Source organism: Microcoleus sp. BROC3, from assembly GCF_036702515.1.
GTDB lineage: Bacteria > Cyanobacteriota > Cyanobacteriia > Cyanobacteriales > Microcoleaceae > Microcoleus.
The window spans coordinates 170836-189241 of record NZ_JAUBTQ010000004.1 but is presented as its reverse complement, the minus strand read 5'-3'; the positions used below and the strand labels follow the sequence as shown (position 1 = coordinate 189241).

The window sequence follows — 18406 nt, the reverse complement described above, 5'->3', positions numbered from 1 at the left end:
ATTTCCTAATTGGGTAATTGCTAATTGCTAATTGCTAATTAAAAATCCGATTAAATAAATGCCTCTGCGGGTAGGGACACGGCAGCGCCGTGTCCCTACAAATATAATGTGCTTAAACCGCAGCAAAGAATACCTTAGACTTGACCGGATCGGGAGTCATAGTCTTGTCACCGGGCTGCCAGCCGGCGGGACAAACTTCATCGGGGTGAGACTGGACGTATTGGATAGCTTGCAGAGTGCGGAGAGTTTCGTCCACGTTGCGGCCGAAGGCAAGATTGTTGATAGTAGAGTGTTGGATGATGCCTTCTTTGTCGATGATGAACAGACCTCTGAGGGCAATGCCTGCTTCTGGGTCGAGGACGTTGTAGTCAGAACTAATTGTTTTTTTGAGGTCAGCAACTAAGGGATAGTTGAGGTCGCCGACACCGCCTGATTTGCGGTCTGTTTGTATCCAAGCGAGGTGAGAGAATTCACTGTCAACAGATACGCCGAGGATTTCGGTATCGATTTTCTTGAAGTCCTCGAAGCGATCGCTAAATGCTGTGATCTCAGTCGGGCAAACAAAGGTGAAGTCCAAGGGGTAGAAGAACAGGACTACATACTTTTTGCCTTTATAGTCTGACAGTTTAATTGTCTTGAATTCCTGATCCACTACGGCTGTTGCTGCGAAATCGGGTGCAGCTTGACCAACCCGGAGGCATTCACTGGTCATAGATTTTGTTTCCTTTTTTACGAACTGTTACAAATATATCATACTCATAACGACTACAAGTATCTTCTCTAAAAATCAAAAAAAAACACGCTCTCAAAATTCAGAGCGCGGTTTTTTCGATTAAATCATGGCTCAGGCGGGATTTGAACCTGCGACCTTGGGCTTATGAGTCCCCTGCGCTAACCACTGCGCCACTGAGCCAAACTTACTTCACGATTTACTATCGTAGCACGGTAGGGCGAGCTATGTCTTGTTTTAAAACAACACTATTTGTAATGACTTCCAGTAAAAGTTATGAGTTTTGGTAATCATTCAAAACCCATAACTTCCGACCAGTCGTTACCGAGAAGCGCTGGACGCATCGTCGGGCAGAAAAGCCATTGGGTTGATAGCACCCTGTCCGGCGGGATGAATTTCAAAGTGCAAGTGCGGCCCGGTACTGAAGCCTGTGCTGCCCATTTCTGAAATCTGTTCCCCTTGAGCGACTCTCTGACCTTTTTGCACCAAAATTCGGCTGTTGTGGGCATAGACAGTCTCAGTGCCGTCAGGATGGGTAATTTCCACCAGATACCCGTAGCCGCCGTCGTTCCACTGAGCATAGGTAACCACCCCGTCTGATGCTGCCACAATTGGCGTGCCGATCGGCCCTGCAATATCAATTCCTTTGTGCATCCGTCCCCACCGCCAACCGTAGCCTGAAGTAAGAACGCCCTTAGACGGCCAAATAAACCCGTTAGCCGACTGTTGTTTGCCGTTAGGCAGATAAGTATCAGGGCTCGAAAGCGGAGGCAGTTCTGGAGAAACCATGCGTCCCAAAGACGGGTTGCTCAGGGGGTCGTAACCCTCTGCTCCCAAAGGAGCAGTTGCTACCATAGGCCGATCCTGAGCAGAAGTCGGCGTCAGGTCGATCGGTTGCAGTTCCGCTGCGCTAGCGGGGTCATAACGCTCTTGCTGCTGCTTCTGAACCTGCTCAGACCAGGCTCTCGACGGCGGTCTGCTGATTTCATTCTGCACCGCCTCAGTATAGTCGGGGGTGTAGAGATATGGATTGACACTGGGGAGCTCCTCAGACGGGTTGCCCGAGGGGCCGTCAGCGGGAGCCAGGGACACTGCATTTGCGCCGATCGAATTGCGCTCGGCACGATATTCCTCTCGCAGCCTCACAACTTCTGCCCTCAAGCGTTCGGCATAAGGGTTGAGAGCCTGCTGGGTGGAGAGAGCCTCCGGATTCGACTCAGGTAAAGCGCTAGTTTGAGCGGCATTTAAACCCTGGGCGCTAGCATTTGGCATGAGGCCCACAGGCTGCGGGTATTCTCCCGTAGCGATGGCGGTAGCCGTTGCATTTGCTGACCGGGGCAGGGCACTGGTGTCAACTGCACCTGTAAATGTTGGTTCGCCTTGAAGCTCCAGCTTCCTGGGGTCGCTAATCGTTTGAGAAACTTGAGTTAGCGAAATGCTGTTAATTTTGGGAACCATCGGCGCTGAAATATTGTTCAGACCTTCCAAGTTCGCCAGGGGAGACACAACGGGCACTGTTGGCGCGGGTGCTGCAACGCCAGTGTCGGCTATTTCCGGGGTAGACGAGCTGGGGTTCAAAGATGCGGGAACCGAAGCTGCCGACAACACAGATGTAGAGTTGGAGGCAGAATAAGAGGCTGCCGCCTGCACCGCTGGATTATTTAACCGAACTTGAGGAATTTTCAGCCGTTGATTGACATTCAGCAAGTTAGGGTTGCCGAGCTTGTTGACGGAGATCAGCTCATTGGGCGATACCCCGTGACCTTTGGCGATCGCATCTAGGGTATCTCCCGGACGCACGCTGTAGAGCACCTCAGCCGGCGTGGCTGTACTTCCCGCAGGGGGGACTAGCACAGCCGAGGGCAAACTGGGTGTTGCCAGAGACTGTTCAATTGACTCGAATGCTCGATCGGGCGATGCTGCTTGACCGACCCCAGCATTTGGAATTATAGGTGTCGCCCCGAGGTCGGGAATAGTTGTCTGAGTTGCATATCCGGGGGATGCCAGCGTCGGTGCTGACTCCGGCAAAGATGCCGCAGGTGTAGATGAATTTGCTCCCCCCTCAGACCCGAACAGGGTTCGATCCGATTCTGTAGTGCGGTTTTCCTGTTTTTTCAAACTGTCGATCGCCCCGTCTGCGTTCGGGCTATCGATCGAACCTTGTTCCGGTACCGTCGTGCCCAGCGGAGTCGCTGCGGTTGATGGCTGCCCTGACAGGGCTGCACTATCCAACGGATCGGAGCCAGTCAGATTTAACTCTTGTTCGGGATTGACTGCAGCGCGCTCTAGCGAAGCCGCCGCGATATTGCCGGCGTTCTCTTGTGGCGCGGCTTCCGTCGCCGTCGGAATTCTGAGTTCTTGGCCCACTTGGAGTGGGGTATCGGGTTTGATGCTGTTGGCAGTTGCTAGTGCCAACGGTTCAACTTCATAGTCCCGAGACAGTTCCCAAATGGTTTGTCCCTGCTGCACCTTAACCGCCACCGGGTCAGAAGGCGATCCGGGCTGTTCGACCCTAGAACCGTCAAGTTGTGCGGCGGTAGCGGGCCCGTTGGCAGAGACTGGCTGTACTTCAGCGGTGGATTCTGATGTCGGTGCGAGTTCAGACGCGCGAGCGCTGTCTCCATTTCTCGGTAGCAGGATGCCAGAAGCACCTACCGATATTGCCAGCCCGATCGTGGCGAGAGAGCGAACTCTGCCAGTGCTGAGCGTTGTCTGTTTGAACGGTTCTGCTGAACCGTCTCTGTCGATTTCACTAGCCTGAACAGGCTTAATTTGGGGATATGTTCGTTTCAAAAAAACGACCTCCTACTGAGAAGCGCTAACTGTCCTTGGAAACACTCAAGGGGATCGCATGACGCTGAATTTAAATCAACAAGCAAAAATATTCTGATTGTTGACAGCTATCATGCTTAGGCCAGATTACCTTGCTTTTTTAATTTAGACAAGCTCGAACCGTCATAAATTTTAAAATTATCGGTTCAACCTGCTGCAATTACACCCCAAAAGCCTTACACTGCAATAGCTGGAACGAATAGATAAAATCTGCGTTCCGGTAAGGCTAAGACTCTCACCTATTATCCGACTCTACGCTAATTTCCGGACTGCTTACAACCGTATATTTACTAGATATAGCGTTCAGACCCAAGCCTGTGCTCCCTTCAAGCCCTAAATCGGTGAAATTCTCTGTTTTTGTTGCTCAATTGTCTTGCGAGTAATTTGGTGTTGCTGATAACAATCTGTTTTTGGATGAATAAAATATATTAATCTCAGCTATCTAGATTCTCCTGGCTTTGATACAAATTTCTTATATTTAAATGGAAATTTGGCCGCCCTCGCCAGCTATTAAATATCTATATATTTATGTGTTGATAATGATTTATCGCAGCTCGCCCAACTGTCGTTTAGCCTCAAATAAACCTACAGCGGCGCTGACGGAGAGGTTCAAACTCCTGACTCCAGGCTGGCTCATGGGAATAAAAACTGTGGCGTCGCAGGCATCTAAGACGAATTGGGGAATACCAGCAGTTTCCGAGCCAAACATCAGCCAGTCGCTGGCCTGAAATTGGAATTCGGCGTAACTGCATCGCCCGCCAGTGCTGAATCCGATCGCCCGTCCCCCGCGCTGCTGCCGAAAGGTCAAAAAAGCCGCTAAATCTTCGTGGCAGTGGAGGTTGACGTAGGGCCAGTAATCTAAGCCTGCCCTTTTCAGGTAGCGATCGCTAATTTCAAACCCCAGCGGGCCGACTAAGTGCAGTTCCGTGCCTGTAGCAGCGCAAGTGCGGGCGATATTGCCAGTATTGGGGGGGATTTGCGGGTGAATTAAGACAAGTTGGGGCATGAAGCTAATTAACAGCGCTGAATACAGCCATTTGGAAATCTAGAAATCTACCCAAAGGTAGATATAACTTATAGCTTTTATTTATGGCCTTTGTCGAGTTCCATTGATTAAATATTCTGATTTATTTTTGGGAGCCGCCCTGCAACTTTTTCGCAGGAGGTTCGGGCTATTTGTATTGTTAGCTGAGTACGGATAGCCAGGGGCTTTCAGTAGCCTCCTGGCTATGCTGCGGGTAGTTTAGGCCACTAATTGGGCGCACAAGTTGTCTTCGAGCTCCCATTCTTGGTGAGCCATGCCCTTAATCCCTTGCAAAATAATACTGCGGGTGTCCGAACCGCCCTCGTGCAGCTTCAACCACTGCTGGGCAGTGTTGCCTTCCCGGAGAATCTTTTTGAGCGGCGAGAGAAAGCAGCTAAAGCCTCGTTTTTTGGCTATAGGCCAGACTTCTCGGTAAATTTCCTCAATCCAATCTCGTGCCAGAATAGTTCTGCCGTCTTGCCAATGGGTGAGTTCGGCATCCAAACTTTGCCGGGATGCAGCAATTTCGTTGGCATCTGTGAGAGCAACTAAGTCTTGGTTGCGGGTGGCCGCAGGTAAGGTGCTGAGTTCTAAGGGGTCTAAGCTGGGGTCTTCCATCATCTGCCAAATGCGAGCTTCTAGTAAGGCAGTGATGGCCAACAAAGCCAGAGGATTTACTTCGAGGTCGCAAATTCTCAGTTCGAGGCGGTTGAGACAGTAAGGACGACGATCGCCATTTGGCCGCACGGCAGACCACAAATGGCGGACGTTTTGCATAGTGCCGAGTTCTAGCTGTTCTTCAGTCCACTGGATGTAATGTCTGTGACTTTCAAACAGGGGGACGATGGCTGGAGTTTTGGGAAACAAACCCCAGCGAGTGGAATGATAGCCCGTGACTTCGCCGTCGAGGAAGGGGGAAGAGGCGCTCAAGGCAAGGTACAGCGGTGCTTCGACGCGGGCGAGGCGGATGGCCCGCATCAGCAGTTCTGGTTGGGAGATGCCGATGTTGATGTGAATGCTGGCGGTGACGACTTTGGTGCCGTAGGTTTGCTCGATGTAGGTGTGGTAGGGGTTGTTGGGATCGGATCTGTAAAATCGATCGCTCCCTCCGAGAGACAGGGTACTTCCCGGCAGCAAGGTATAGTCGCCCAATTGTTTTAAATACTCGCGCAGCCGGACTCGCGGGTTGACTAAGGCGCACAACAGGCGGTCGTAGCTGCACAGCGGGGCGGTCGTGTACTCCACATTGCGGCTATCAGGCTCCCGGACAAATCCCTCTAGATCGGCGACTATGCGATCGGAGAGACCGACAACCTCACCTTCGGGCGTCCCGGTATACATTTCTACTTCAAAGCCTTTTGATAGCAGCACGTTTGTTCCTCAGCTAAGTTGAGTGCTAGTTTCTAGTATCCCAAAAATTGACCTGTTCACACTATCTTCCAAGAGGCAGAGTTGAAATTTTTCGGGACTGGCACTGAAACCGGGTTTTGAGGCATCAAGCAAGTTTGAGCATCTGTGTGTTAGTTGCGGGCCGAGGTGGCAAATCCTGGTACCGCAAAGAGCTTCCGAGTCGGTTTTAGAGTCAAAAAGGCTGTTTGATCGATCGCGGGCGTGTTTAATTCGGCATAAGTACGATCGAACTTATGCCTCTGGGAACCCACCCTTGCCTCAGACAAAAGTTAGAAAGCACTGCCTACTACCTTCCTCATAGCTTCTGCCTGCTGCCTTCGTTCCTTCTTCCTTCTTCCTTCTTCCCTCTTTCTTCTTATCTCTTCCTTCTTTCTTCTTCCCTCTTCCTTCCTTCTTCCTTCTTCCTTTGACATATGTTTTCAGCCTTGAGGGGGATAGCCGCAGATAGATCTTGGGTGAGATTCTAAAAGAGGACTCTGCAATATTTTTGAGTTATTAATCCCTGGAAATCCCTGTGAAAGAGCAAGAAAGAACCCCTCCCAATTTTTGGAATATGCTAAGCAATTTAGCCTTAGTCCGGTTTTTGCTTTTATTTGCTTCTGGTTGGGCTGGACTGCAACTTTTAGCTTACTTTGAAACAGCAGTCGCGGTTTTCACCATTGCTGCACTCGTGGCTTTTTTGCTCAACTATCCGGTGCGAACTCTCCAGAGATTTTTACCGCGAAGTTTAGCTGTCGCCTTCGTTGTCTTGCTCACCATTTTAGTTTTTGGCGGTCTCACCGTCACCCTAGGGGTCACTCTTTTATCTCAAGGACAGCAATTAATTGACAGCATGACTGAATTTGTGAATGCTCTGGCACCTCTGTCCGAGCGCATCGAAGCCTTCCTGCAGGCGAGAAACCTGCAAGTTAACCTGCGAGTTATTGAGGAACAACTCCGAAATCAAGCTTTGGCTGGAGTTGTTTCGAGTATTGCTTTTTTACAAGTATTTTTAACCAACTTATTGAATTTAATATTAATTATGGTAGTGGCTTCTTTCATGTTACTTGATGGAGAGAGGCTGTGGCTGTTGGTTCTCAAATTTATACCTAGACACCTGCACAGGCGTTTAACTGTAACAATAGAGCGAAACTTTTTAGGATTTTTTCAGGCACAAATTCTGTTAATGTTATTTTTGACAACAGCAAGCTTTTTAATTTTCCTGCTGTTAGATGTGAGATTTCCTTTAATTTTAGCATTTATTATCGGATTGTTTGATTTAGTTCCGGGGATCGGAGCGACGCTGGGAATTAGCTTAGTGTGTTTTCTTGTATTGTCTCAAAATGTGTGGCTAGCTTTAAAAGTATTGGCAGCTTGCATTGTTTTGCAGCAAATTCAAGACAACTTTATTCATCCGAGACTCATGCAAAATTCCCTTAACCTCAATCCGGTAGTGGTATTTTTTGCACTGTTAGTAGGCGCGAGATCGGCAGGACTTTTAGGCATATTTCTGGCGATTCCGCTAGCGGGAGTGATAGTTAGCTGGTTTGAAATTGAAGAAATGCAAGCGGAAGGTTAATTGATACAGCTATCGTATTTTATATCAAATCCGGCTTAAAAAGCGGGTTTTCACTTACCTACTAGAAGTGCGATGCTTCAAAAACTATCCTTTGCCCAACGCGGCACTAAAAGTAAATAGAAAAAAGCTACTAAGTAGGGTGTACAGAGCCGTGCGAACCTTACTGCCTAAAGTCAATGAATAAATTGTAAGTCCGTAGGAAATCTTTCTTCTTCTGGTTCTGGATCGTAAATGTAATCGCAGTCAAAGCGCAGAGCTTGAGAGTGGCGACTGATAGAAAATCCGCAATTACTCACCATTTCTGTAGTAAAAGTTGCCATGACTAACTCAATCAGCTTTCTGTAAGAAATGTTAGGCAGTTGAACGTAATAGGCGCGTCTGGCAAAAAATATTCTCTCATCTTTCGGGAGAATTATGCCATTAATTCTGTGTGCGTGCTGAATCGGCTTGATATAGGTTTCAATAAACTGCGACTGATTTTTTTGCAGTCTCGCTAATCTTTCGTGTTGCAACCAGCTCATTTGAAACACAATTTTAATAAATTCAAAGCCCAAAATGTAGTTAAAAACATTATTGCGTTCTTCTGTACTCAAGACGAAGCGGAGTGCAGATTCTAAATATTGGTCTGTTTCTCGGCGCGCTTGTTGAGCTGAGTGGATATAAAATTGTTTGATGTAGCTTCTTAAATCTGATTCGTTTAATTGTTTTTTGACTCGGAATCTGATTAAATACTCTTTGACGCGGTGTAGAGTATCTACATCTTCAAACATTTTTGAGACTAAACCGTCGGCTGTATAGTCATCTAAAAATTCTGCTTGCAAGTCGGGAGTAGAGGCGCACAATATGTAGCAGAGGGACAAGACATAGCGCCGCTGGTTCCAAGGCAAGCTTTGGGCCCAATCTTTAACTTCTACAGGGAGTTTTTCCAGCACGGTATCTGTGTGGGGGCGTTGAGCAAGGTCGGCATATTTATGTTTTTGTTTAATCATTGCCTGAAACCTTATATTAGGAAATTGACCGGGTAATATATTACAGGTAAGTAGGATTTTAAAGTAGAGGCGGGGAGTAGAAAGTTATATTTATTTTTTATATATCTTAAGATACATGACGTAGCGGGTACAGGGCGTGATCTGTCTCACACTTTTTGGGACTTGTCATCACAACTGTTAGTTTTCTGTATCACATTTTGAGGCCGCGAGTGTCACGGGATAAACTTATCCACGTCACTGGGGTAACGGCGGGTTTGGTTGATTATTAAGAAAGGGTGATTCAGAACTCTTTGTTAGTAATGATTACTGAGGTTAATTATGAACTCGACTACAAGTATTTTTCCTAAAAATCAGTGCCAACACTTAAGTTTTGGCGATCGCCTCGTCCAACCAGTGCGACAGTGGCTCGATCGCATTGCAGTGGGAGATCCGCAAGTAGCTCGGTGGTTGTGCCAACTTATACCAGCACAGTGTCCTTTTGAGAGAGATATCCAGCTATTGGGACACCATCTTTTCCACATACCGCCTATGTGCAAGCTGAATCCTGTGTATGAAGAATTAGTGGGGTTACGTTTTCGGTCGCTCTCCTTTTTGGCTGACGTATGCGGGGAAGATGTAACGCCGTACTGCTGATTGAGGGGTGTCATACCTCGATCGCCATTGATGTGAATCGTGTACGGGGTGCGTGAAACTGCTAGTTGTTCGATCGGTAATTTAAGTCATAATCGTGGATAATATCACTGGATGCCTGTAAATAGGAGCAGGCATCCATCGTCGCGGTTAAGCCCAAAATAACATCAAAGGGTAAAATAAAAAACTATTTTTACAAAAATAATTTAACAAGCTACTTTGGCACAGGGAAGTGGATATGTTTAACGCAACTGAACTGCTGATTAATGCTTTTGTAAATCGGCTGATTGAAGGCTACCGCTACACCTACGGCGGGTTCAAATCAGACTATGGTGAAATTATTGCTTGGGTAGCGAGTATGGCTTTGGAAAATATTGCTAATAGCGATGCTCTTTACCACAATGTGGAACACACTATTTTAGTGACATTGGTGGGACAGGAGATTCTGCGTGGCAAACACATTCGCGAGGGTGGTGTTTTATGTGAACATTGGCTGCATTTCCATATTGCTTTGCTGTGTCACGATATCGGGTATGCAAAAGGGGTTTGTCGGCAAGATCGAACTGATTTGAGACTGTATGCAACTGGGATAGACGATTTGCAAGTGAAGCTACCCCCGGGGGCGACGGATGCTAGTTTGACCCCTTATCATATCGATCGGGCAAAAATGTTTATTGACGAGCGTTTTGGCGGTCACAAACTGATTGATACTGAGCTGGTTAAGCATAATATTGAGCTGACTCGTTTCCCGGTTCCTGCGGATGAAGATTATCAAGATACTGTGAATTATCCGGCTTTAGTTCGCGCTGCTGATTTAATTGGTCAGTTGAGCGATCCGCGATATTTGCAAAAAATTGCTGCACTGTTTTACGAGTTTGAGGAGACTGGGCAGAATCTGGTTTTGGGCTATCAAAATCCGGGGGAGTTGCGGGATGGTTATCCGAACTTTTATTGGAATGTGGTTTATCGCTATATCAAGGATGCGATCGGCTATTTGGAACTGACGCAGCAGGGGAAACAAATTGTTGCTAATCTGAGCGCGAATGTGTTCCGGGTGGAGCATTCTGAGGTGGGAGTTGAGGATGTGGCTGTAGTTCGTTGATTACTTGTCATTGCGATGCGAGGAATGAAGCAATCTCAGCGCTGATTCCTTGTCATTGCGAGGAACCAAGCAATGCCAATAAAATGTGTATTTCCTGATAAAAATCAGCAATCCTGTTGATATTGCAGCGCTAAATCTTCGATGAGTTCGACCATTGCGCGAACCATAGGCATTTTAGTGAGAATTTCGATCCAATACCATTGTCCGTTAGGATTGAGTTCGATAAAATAGAGGGTGTCGTCCTCGTCGCGAATGATATCGAATGCACCAAAATTTAAACCAAACTCGTCAAGCATTTGATGAAGTTTGTTGAGGTAGTCGATCGGCAATTTGTCGGGAACGTGAACGAGTTTATCCGGTTCGGTGACGCGCCAATCTAAAGTCACGTCTGAATCGTTGATATGTTTGGCATCAATGCGACAAACAAAATCATGTTTACCAATTAATGTAACGCGATATTCTGCCTTCTTTTGAATTCGTTTTTGAATGAAAACTGGTGCCAATCGAATGCTCTCTCGAAATGCTTCAAGTGTTTCTACATCAATGGGGCGAGTATAGCAAGCGTACTGCTTTTCATCATGTACAAATCCAGCGTAGCGCATCGCTTTAACAATGCACTTTCCCTGTTGTGTCACAAATTCGCAAGCAGCTTCGTATGAATTGGTGACGAGTGTTGGAGGGATAGTAATTCCCAGTTTTTGAGCAATTGGGATTTGGTTGATTCGATGAGATAACAATCTCATATTGTAGTAGTTATTGATCCATCTAGCTTTCGGATAGAGTCCCGATAGAGAATAAATTAAATGCTCTGTTTCTTCTCGACAATACTTGATAGCCCAATCATCATTAACTTCTGGAAATAGTTGATACTCGTCTGGTTTACGCCACCAAATTACGCCAACTTCTTGCACTTTTTTCAAGGAGTCTTCAAAAGACAAAAAACTTTGAATGGGATTTCCAGAAGCTTGCCATTCATAAAAATACTGACTTTGTTGAATAAAACTTTCTGAATTCAATCGAATTGCTTGAACGTCTGATTTATGCAATTCGTTGATAACGACATTTACATGATTATCAGTCTCGGAAGTTACGATCAAAAGGTCGGTCATATCTAAATTAATTAAAATAAAGTTGATAATGAAAGACCTGCAACACAAAAAAGAGACAGGTCTTTCAAGAAAGAAGACTCCGATCCCAATACTCCGAGAAAATGCTAGTCGTCACTTCGCCAGGAACCTTGTCGCTGACACGTGGAGGCATCCATAGACTGGATATTAGAAGTCTGTGTCGTGGGATCGTAACTAAACGTTTCCTTGGCGGTGATGCGGTACTTTGGTAAAATGCTCAGGTGCATCATCAAAGGATTTGCTTTTTTGTCGAGAGCGATCTGGGTAGTCGTCATGAGTTTATTTTTATGTGTTCGATGGCTTTACACTCACAATGATAGAACTTGCAAATTCATTTGTATAGTCGAATAAAGTCGAATAAAGTCGGATAATGCAGAAAATTTTAAGAGCTATTTAACCGTTTTTGTATTAAAGGCGAAAATAGTCGGATATAGACGGTTATAATTTTATTGTTGCGAGGTTGTGAGGGAAGCCTGATGAACGTTCAAGAAGCACTGGCTTTTGCTGATGAAGTGGTCTTTGCGAAAACTGGCAAGCATTTAGATGATATGCAAGTGGGCGTGATTGAGGGCGTTTTGAAGCGGCAAAAGTACGGCGATATTGCCCAAGCGCTTAACTGTACTGAGGGTTATGCTAAAGATGTGGGCTACGAGCTATGGGAGTTGTTCTCTGATGTTTTCGGAGAAGAGGTTAATAAATTAAACTTGCGATCGGCACTGATTCGTAAGTCCAGGATTAGCAACGTTACTGGTAGCGTCATTAGTGGCAATCATGTTGCTCGCGGTCATGTAATCGGAGCGCTGAATGTCTGCACGTCACAGGAAGAGTCGCCTGAGTTTTTGCGGGGAAAGCTGCAGGCAAAAATGGAGGCTATCCAACGCTTGCAAGCAATAGGATTGAGCGACGAGCAAATCGCACAATGTTTGGATATGACGCTAGAAGAGATTCAACAAGTCGATTTGACAGAATAGAATATAGAGCAAGCGCTAATGGCTGCTCGACTTCATTATCGCTCGGATCAAGCTTGGATAAAGCATCTGATATCTAGTTTTGGTAACTCGCCCAATCCATTTTTCCACTGGGTTAAAATAATAGGTAAGTCATTTTAAAAGAGATTAGCCATGACATTCATTAACCCCAAAACCGATTTTGCATTCAAAAAAATATTCGGCTGCAACGAAAGCAAACCAATTTTAATCAGCTTTCTCAATGCCATGATTTATGATGGCAACCCCACCATCGCTGACCTAGAAATTATCGACCCGTATTTAGCATCAAGAGTTCCGTATCTCAAAGACTCGTACCTGGATGTCAAAGCCAGGCTTGCAGGAGGCGCAACTGTAATTATCGAAATGCAAGTTTTAAATGTAGCATCTTTTGCGAAACGGGTGGTTTACAATGCTGCGAAAACTTACTCAACTCAACTGATTCGCGGTCAAGGTTACTTTAAGTTAAAACCAGTAATTGCTTTGACAATTACTGATTTTGAAATGTTTGACAATGATCCAGAAGTAATTTTTAATTTTGTGTTTAAAGAAAAAACGTTTATTTGATTATGTCGATCCAGAGATTGAATTGATATTTATCGAATTGCCAAAATTCAATAAACAATTGGATGAGTTAGAAACTTTGACTGACAAGTGGATTTATTTTATGAAACATGCTCCCAGCTTGGAAATAGTGCCGTCAACAATGGAAACAGTATCGGAAATACAGCAAGCCTTTGCGATTGCCAATGAAACTAATTTGAATCCAGAGGAGTTGGCAGATTTAGAAGAACGCGAAATGTTTATTCTCGATCAGCAGGGTGTCTTGCTCAAGGGAATTGAATAAGGGATTGCACAAGGCAGAGAAGAAGGCAGAGAAGAAGGACTCGCGCTAGGAATGAGAGAAAAAGCTCTAGAAATTGCTAGGCAACTTCTCAATGTGCTTGACAATCAAACCATTAGTCAAACTACTGGTTTGAGCGTTGAAGATATCCAAAACTTGCGGGAGGAATGAAAGGAAGGGAAAAAGTGCGATCGCACAATTAGTGTACCTTTTCTCGTTACCAGGCTAAGCCTGGTAGCGCAGGTTTTTGACGCTCTGGCTCTTTGATAGAGAATTACGCTAAACATTAACTCTCATCCACCTAATGCTTAAGGATGAGTCTGCCCTCTCTCTAAAGGAAGATTCCATTAAACGAGTAAATTCCGTATGATGCTGTAAAAGTCAGTCAAAGGGGAAAGCTATCTCCGACTCTAGCTCCGAATAACTGACCAATCTTACAATATAAAAAAATACATCTCATGACACCAGTCACTCCCAATCAAACTTCCTCTCAATACGAAGTTAGCGAACCAGAAAAAAAAATTGAGTCTCTGGTAGAAGAAGTTAAGCCAGAAAGCGAACTGGATTTAGAATTCCTCTACACCAGAGACATTGAATTCCGACAAGAAACAATTTATTTCCTTGTAGTCGATCGCTTTTACGACGGCGACCCCACAAATAACGAAGGCCCAAACCCAGAACTTTACGATCCAGAAGGCAAAGATTGGGGCAAATATTGGGGCGGCGACTTGCAGGGAGTTATCGACAAACTCGACTACTTAAAAGATATGGGTGTTACCGCAGTTTGGCTGACGCCACTGTTCGAGCAAGTAGAAGCATTATTTGTCGAACAAGCTGCAATTCACGGCTACTGGACTAAAGATTTCAAGCGACTAAATCCCCGCTTCATTGCCACAGGGGACAATCCTTCTATCAACCAAACACAAGAAACTAAAGATACCGTATTTGACAAATTAGTAGACGAGTTGCACCAGCGAAACATGAAACTCGTGCTCGATATTGTCTGCAATCACAGCAACCCTGATTTTAGCGGAAAAAAAGGCGAACTCTACGACGACGGCGTAAAAATAGCTGACTTTAACGACGATGAAGATAACTGGTATCACCACTACGGTGAAGTCAGAAACTGGGAAGATGAATGGCAAGTCCAAAACTGCGAACTGTCGGGTTTAGCAACTTTCAACGAAAACAATATTGCCTACCGCAATTACATTAAATCAGCAATTAAACAATGGCTAGACAGAGGTGTTGATGCTTTGCGGGTTGATACAGTCAAGCATATGCCTATTTGGTTTTGGCAGGAATTTAATGCTGACATTTTAACACACAGACCTGATGTTTTCATTTTTGGCGAATGGATTTACAGCGATCCTCGAAACGATCGTTCTGTGGAATTTGTCAACGAGTCAGGGATGACTATTTTAGATTTTGGTCTGTGCGTGGCAATTCGAGAAGTATTGGGCAAGGGTGCGGGCGAGGGATTTAAGTTAATCCAAGATGTACTGGATCTGGATTACCACTACTACGGGGCGACGGAGTTGATTACTTTTATTGACAACCACGATATGCCGAGGTTTCAGTCGTTAAATCCCGATCCGCAAATGCTGCAGTTGGCGATTGGTTTAATTATGACGACTCGCGGCATTCCCTGTATTTATTACGGCACTGAACAGTATCTGCACGATGATACCGAAGGGGGAAATGACCCTTACAACCGCCCGATGATGGAAAAGTGGGATACTGATTCGTCGATTTACCGAGATGTGCGGTTGCTGTCTGGATTGCGACGGCTGAATCCAGCTATTTCGATGGGGAGTCAGTGGCAAAAATATCTAACTCCTGATGTTTATTGTTACGTGCGCCGCTATCGCGACTCTGTGGTGTTTGTAGCGATGAATCGTGGCAATTCTGTTACTCTTGAAGAGGTTGATACTGAGCTGCCTGATGGAGAGCATACGGAGGTTTTATCGCGCCGCAAGTTTGAAGTTAAAGATGGGAAGCTGTACAATTTAGAGTTGGGTGCGCGGGAAGTAATGATTTTTAGCCGCGTCGGAGAGCGCGTTAAGGCGACAACTATCGTGCGGGCGCAGCTTAACAGCGTTAAAACTCAGCCTGGGGAAAGAATTGTGGTGATAGGAGATTGTCCTGAATTGGGGAATTGGGATATTAGTAAGGGTTTCCCGTTGGAGTATATCAATACTAATACTTGGTTTGGGGAAATTCCTTTTAATGAAAGTGCGGGGAAGTTGATTACTTATAAGTATGCGCTGCTACGGGAAGGACAGTCGCCACTGCGAGAAAATCTGGTTTGTCGCCGCTGGGTTTTAGTTTCGGAAGGGACTGTGAAATGGCGGGATAAGTGGGCCAGTGGACGGGAGTCTTAATAGTTTTGAGTTTTGAGTTTTGAGTGAGATAGTTCTGGGTGCATAAACCGGGTTTGATGGACGAAAATACTTCTTTAAGGCTTTCGATTATGTTTTAAAAACCCGGTTTATTTAGTAGGGTGTGCAAGTCCTGTGAGATATAATTTGTAATTGCAACTCATAACTCATTACTTTTTAAAGAGGACTTAGGTAACAAATATTTTGACCTTTTCTGTATAGCAATAAGGTGTGAATTGTGCACGCTCCGGAGGTGAGTTATAGTGCGCAATCGGCACCCTCCGGACATGAGTTATGGTGCGCCGAGGCGCACCCTACTTAATTAAAGCGATCGCAGCTTCTGGGCCAAAACATCGACATAAGGTTCGCTGCTGTGTTGGTTCACAACCATTTCGTAGCCCCGCTGCGCTTGAGATTCAGCTTCTTGAGGATTTTTTAGCAAATGGACGATCGCCTCGCGCAAACCTGCTGCATCTCCCACATCTACCACTTTGGCAATATCCGGGGCCGCTAAATAATCGACCATACCTTGAGTCCGAGTAATGACAACGGGCCGCTTGCAAGCCATTGCTTCCAGCAAACCCTGCACTCCAGCAGCATATTTATTGTCCGCCAAACAAACTGCAATTACGTCTGCATCGCGGTAAAGCTGCACTAAATCCGGCCATTCGTAGAACTTGCGGGACATATTTTCTGGCATAGTATCGGGGAAAGCTTGCGATAAAGCTTTGGCATCTTTAGAAAAACCGCTAATTTTTACGTCAACATCTAAGTCAGCAGTTGCTGCTGCTAAAAGTCGGTAGTCGCGCTTTTCTAATCCGACACTAACAACCGTTTGCCGCTTTTTCTCGCCAGAAACGGGGCCGGGTGTGAAAAACTTAGTGTCTGTCTGGTCTAGATGCACTAAAATCCGGGATTCAGGTAAAGCTAAATAACTGCGGAGGAAGTCAGTTTGAGGGCTGGCGCAGGCCATGAACACGTCAATTTTGTCAGCTAAACCGAATAGTTTCAGGGCGACGCGGCCGCGCAGCCGATCGATATTGTGGAAATGTACAACAATTTTCGGGCGATCGGGCAATTGGCCGCAAACCGCCGCGACTGGAATGCCAATGTCCTCACCGTTACAAAATATCACGTCGTCGCTGCTGACTTGCTCGGACAATTTGCGCGCGGCGGCCCAATGTTCGGGTTTAGAAGAAATTTTCGATCGCAGCTTGTCACTCAACGATATCGCTTCGCCATCCGGGGCATGAACGGTGGCATTTAAGCTGTCTCTGAGGGCCCGCAGGACGTGGCGGGGGCATTTACCGAGTTGTGCATCGCGGTCAATTCCATCTAGGTCTATTTTGCGACCTAATGCCAAATGGTATTTCAAACTATTCTCCTTATAATTATCCTGGTACAGGCACAAATTATCTAACCTCAGAAGATTCTATCCTCTGCTGTTGAAAGTGCTAGTGCGATCGCTCAGTCAATTTTAGATTTTAGATTTTAGATTTTAGATTTTAGATTTGACTCTACAGATGAATCTGGGGGGTTGTCGCTAATGTGTGAATTTTTGTGAGTTCCACCAATCCTGTCTGGGGCTTGTATCGCAACGGCGCTGGTCGATTTTAGATTTTAGATTTTAGATTTTAGATTTGACTCTACAGATAAATCTGGGGGGTTCTCCCTAATGTGTGAATTTTTTTGAGTTCCGTCAATCCTGTCTGGGGCTTGTATCGCAACGGCGCTGACGGTTAGGAAACCGGGTTTTTCGACACCCGCGCGCAAATCCTGTACGAATCAAAAACAGTGACACAGGCCGATCGATTCCAAGGACTTAAGCTTTTATGCTGAAGTTAGCTAAAAAATTTATGTTTAACCTCATGTATATTTCTCCAGAACAAGACCAAAAAATTCGCTACACCCTGCGCGAGTGCGGTCAAGAAGCTTACAAGCTAGCAGCAGAACCTTTTGAAGTTTCCGAGAAAGGGCCCAACGACTACGTGACGAGTATCGATCAATACCTAGACCGACAACTATCGGCAGCATTTAGCGCTTTGTTTCCTGAAGACGGCAGGATTACCGAGGAAAACAGCGCCTCCAGAGCAGCTTACCGCGCCAATTACCAGCGCCTCTGGTGCATCGATCCCCTCGACGGGACTGAAGAATTTATTCGGGGAAAACTGCACTACGCTTCGATGGTGGGGCTGCTGCTTGAAGGGGAACCGGTGGCCGGCTGGCTCTACGCCCCGGCTTTTGACCAAATGTATTTTGGCGGCAAAGATTGGGGATTGTTTCAAAGTGTGGGAACCCAAGCGCCGCAGCCGATCGCCCTGTGCAAACCCCCGGCCCCGACAGCAGAAAATTGTAAAATTGTTCTCGGAGATAAAGACCAAAAAAACTACGCCCGGGCGATCGCCCAAAGCATCCCCGGAGCCGAATTTTACTCGCTGGGCAGCTTTGGGTTAAAAGTGATGGAAGTTATCTTCGGTAGAGCCGGTTTGTACCTGTATCTCAACGGCAGAGTTAAAGTGTGGGATACCGCCGGCCCTCTGGCTCTAGCAAAAGCAGCGGGATTGGTTTGTTGCGACTTGCAAGGTCAACCGCTGAGGTGGACGGCAGATGCGATCGAGCCGGAGACTCTGGCCCACACGCAGTCAATCGCGATCGGCTGGCCGGATTACATAGAACCTCTGTTGGGCAAAGTTCAACAGGCAGTGACAGGCTTGTAAACCCGTTTAAGATTAAAGAATCTGCCGATTTTACGTGAACCGGGCCTGTGCACCCTTATCATCAATTAAAGGAGCA

The 18406-nt window shown here is 46.1% G+C and carries 15 protein-coding genes, 1 tRNA gene and 1 pseudogene; 7 read left to right on the top strand and 10 right to left on the bottom strand.

Annotated features, from left to right (window positions below; all coding sequences use genetic code 11):
* Nucleotides 1–112 precede the first annotated feature (112 nt).
* The 6 genes from QUB30_RS04195 to QUB30_RS04170 all read right to left on the bottom strand — a co-directional run bounded on the left by QUB30_RS04195 (nt 113) and on the right by QUB30_RS04170 (nt 6409).
* Entirely contained in the window at nt 113–712 is a 600-nt protein-coding gene (locus tag QUB30_RS04195) for a peroxiredoxin (RefSeq protein WP_333244544.1), read from the bottom strand.
* 128 nt (nt 713–840) lie between these two features.
* A tRNA-Met gene (locus QUB30_RS04190) sits at nt 841–913 on the bottom strand.
* Between the two features lie 138 nt (nt 914–1051).
* On the bottom strand, nt 1052–3523 hold the full coding sequence (locus QUB30_RS04185) for a peptidoglycan DD-metalloendopeptidase family protein (protein ID WP_333329491.1): 2472 nt from the start codon (nt 3521–3523) through the stop codon (nt 1052–1054).
* Between the two features lie 583 nt (nt 3524–4106).
* Nucleotides 4107–4568 carry a tRNA (cytidine(34)-2'-O)-methyltransferase gene (locus QUB30_RS04180; RefSeq protein ID WP_333329488.1) on the bottom strand — a complete coding sequence of 154 codons (462 nt, stop codon included), beginning with the start codon at nt 4566–4568 and terminating at the stop codon, nt 4107–4109.
* A 237-nt stretch (nt 4569–4805) separates the two neighbouring features.
* Complete coding sequence (gshA, locus tag QUB30_RS04175; RefSeq protein WP_333329485.1) at nt 4806–5957, bottom strand: glutamate--cysteine ligase; 1152 nt, start codon at nt 5955–5957, stop codon at nt 4806–4808.
* A 308-nt stretch (nt 5958–6265) separates the two neighbouring features.
* Nucleotides 6266–6409 (bottom strand): hypothetical protein, encoded by a 144-nt coding sequence (locus tag QUB30_RS04170; protein WP_333329483.1) that lies wholly within the window; start codon nt 6407–6409, stop codon nt 6266–6268.
* Between the two features lie 101 nt (nt 6410–6510).
* On the opposite strand from QUB30_RS04170, the gene QUB30_RS04165 reads away from it, so the two are divergent.
* Nucleotides 6511–7554: an AI-2E family transporter gene (locus QUB30_RS04165; RefSeq protein WP_333329480.1), complete on the top strand. Its 1044-nt coding sequence runs from the start codon at nt 6511–6513 to the stop codon at nt 7552–7554.
* Nucleotides 7555–7727: 173 nt separating this feature from the next.
* Here QUB30_RS04165 and QUB30_RS04160 read toward each other — a convergent pair whose 3' ends face one another.
* Entirely contained in the window at nt 7728–8543 is an 816-nt protein-coding gene (locus QUB30_RS04160; protein WP_333329477.1) for a cobyrinic acid a,c-diamide synthase, read from the bottom strand.
* A 318-nt stretch (nt 8544–8861) separates the two neighbouring features.
* Between QUB30_RS04160 and QUB30_RS04155 the strand changes: the two genes are divergently transcribed.
* Together QUB30_RS04155 and QUB30_RS04150 are read left to right on the top strand one after the other, a co-directional pair.
* Nucleotides 8862–9176: a Mo-dependent nitrogenase C-terminal domain-containing protein gene (locus tag QUB30_RS04155; RefSeq protein WP_172186305.1), complete on the top strand. Its 315-nt coding sequence runs from the start codon at nt 8862–8864 to the stop codon at nt 9174–9176.
* A 235-nt stretch (nt 9177–9411) separates the two neighbouring features.
* Nucleotides 9412–10275, top strand: a complete 864-nt coding sequence (locus QUB30_RS04150) for an Npun_R2479 family HD domain-containing metalloprotein (RefSeq protein WP_333329474.1) — start codon at nt 9412–9414, stop codon at nt 10273–10275.
* A 104-nt stretch (nt 10276–10379) separates the two neighbouring features.
* Here the strand turns inward: QUB30_RS04150 and QUB30_RS04145 are convergent, their stop codons facing one another.
* The gene (locus tag QUB30_RS04145) at nt 10380–11384 is read right to left on the bottom strand and encodes an MvdC/MvdD family ATP grasp protein (protein ID WP_333329470.1); all 1005 of its coding nucleotides are present in this window, start codon (nt 11382–11384) and stop codon (nt 10380–10382) included.
* Between the two features lie 104 nt (nt 11385–11488).
* A complete protein-coding gene (locus tag QUB30_RS04140) occupies nt 11489–11677 on the bottom strand; it encodes a hypothetical protein (RefSeq protein ID WP_333329467.1) in 189 nt (62 codons plus the stop codon).
* Between the two features lie 201 nt (nt 11678–11878).
* Between QUB30_RS04140 and QUB30_RS04135 the strand changes: the two genes are divergently transcribed.
* The 3 genes and pseudogenes from QUB30_RS04135 to QUB30_RS04125 all read left to right on the top strand — a co-directional run bounded on the left by QUB30_RS04135 (nt 11879) and on the right by QUB30_RS04125 (nt 15616).
* On the top strand, nt 11879–12373 hold the full coding sequence (locus QUB30_RS04135) for a hypothetical protein (RefSeq protein ID WP_333329464.1): 495 nt from the start codon (nt 11879–11881) through the stop codon (nt 12371–12373).
* A 150-nt stretch (nt 12374–12523) separates the two neighbouring features.
* Nucleotides 12524–13403, top strand: a pseudogene (locus QUB30_RS04130) (Rpn family recombination-promoting nuclease/putative transposase).
* A 287-nt stretch (nt 13404–13690) separates the two neighbouring features.
* Nucleotides 13691–15616 carry an alpha-amylase family glycosyl hydrolase gene (locus QUB30_RS04125; RefSeq protein ID WP_333329461.1) on the top strand — a complete coding sequence of 642 codons (1926 nt, stop codon included), beginning with the start codon at nt 13691–13693 and terminating at the stop codon, nt 15614–15616.
* A 319-nt stretch (nt 15617–15935) separates the two neighbouring features.
* On the opposite strand, the gene QUB30_RS04120 is transcribed toward QUB30_RS04125, so the two are convergent.
* Nucleotides 15936–16988 (bottom strand): glycosyltransferase, encoded by a 1053-nt coding sequence (locus QUB30_RS04120; protein ID WP_333329457.1) that lies wholly within the window; start codon nt 16986–16988, stop codon nt 15936–15938.
* A gap of 481 nt (nt 16989–17469) precedes the next feature.
* Between QUB30_RS04120 and QUB30_RS04115 the strand changes: the two genes are divergently transcribed.
* Nucleotides 17470–18330 carry an inositol monophosphatase family protein gene (locus QUB30_RS04115; protein ID WP_333329454.1) on the top strand — a complete coding sequence of 287 codons (861 nt, stop codon included), beginning with the start codon at nt 17470–17472 and terminating at the stop codon, nt 18328–18330.
* The last annotated feature ends 76 nt before the right edge of the window (nt 18331–18406 follow it).

What these genes read in the sequence shown, in the direction of transcription:
- QUB30_RS04180 (WP_333329488.1), bottom strand. Translation starts at nt 4,568, where the DNA reads ATGCCCCAACTTGTCTTAATTCACCCGCAAATCCCCCCCAATACTGGC.
- QUB30_RS04155 (WP_172186305.1), top strand. Translation starts at nt 8,862, where the DNA reads ATGAACTCGACTACAAGTATTTTTCCTAAAAATCAGTGCCAACACTTA.
- QUB30_RS04145 (WP_333329470.1), bottom strand. Translation starts at nt 11,384, where the DNA reads ATGACCGACCTTTTGATCGTAACTTCCGAGACTGATAATCATGTAAAT.
- QUB30_RS04125 (WP_333329461.1), top strand. Translation starts at nt 13,691, where the DNA reads ATGACACCAGTCACTCCCAATCAAACTTCCTCTCAATACGAAGTTAGC.
- QUB30_RS04150 (WP_333329474.1), top strand. Translation starts at nt 9,412, where the DNA reads ATGTTTAACGCAACTGAACTGCTGATTAATGCTTTTGTAAATCGGCTG.
- QUB30_RS04170 (WP_333329483.1), bottom strand. Translation starts at nt 6,409, where the DNA reads ATGTCAAAGGAAGAAGGAAGAAGGAAGGAAGAGGGAAGAAGAAAGAAG.
- QUB30_RS04160 (WP_333329477.1), bottom strand. Translation starts at nt 8,543, where the DNA reads ATGATTAAACAAAAACATAAATATGCCGACCTTGCTCAACGCCCCCAC.
- QUB30_RS04115 (WP_333329454.1), top strand. Translation starts at nt 17,470, where the DNA reads ATGTTTAACCTCATGTATATTTCTCCAGAACAAGACCAAAAAATTCGC.
- QUB30_RS04140 (WP_333329467.1), bottom strand. Translation starts at nt 11,677, where the DNA reads ATGACGACTACCCAGATCGCTCTCGACAAAAAAGCAAATCCTTTGATG.
- QUB30_RS04135 (WP_333329464.1), top strand. Translation starts at nt 11,879, where the DNA reads ATGAACGTTCAAGAAGCACTGGCTTTTGCTGATGAAGTGGTCTTTGCG.
- QUB30_RS04195 (WP_333244544.1), bottom strand. Translation starts at nt 712, where the DNA reads ATGACCAGTGAATGCCTCCGGGTTGGTCAAGCTGCACCCGATTTCGCA.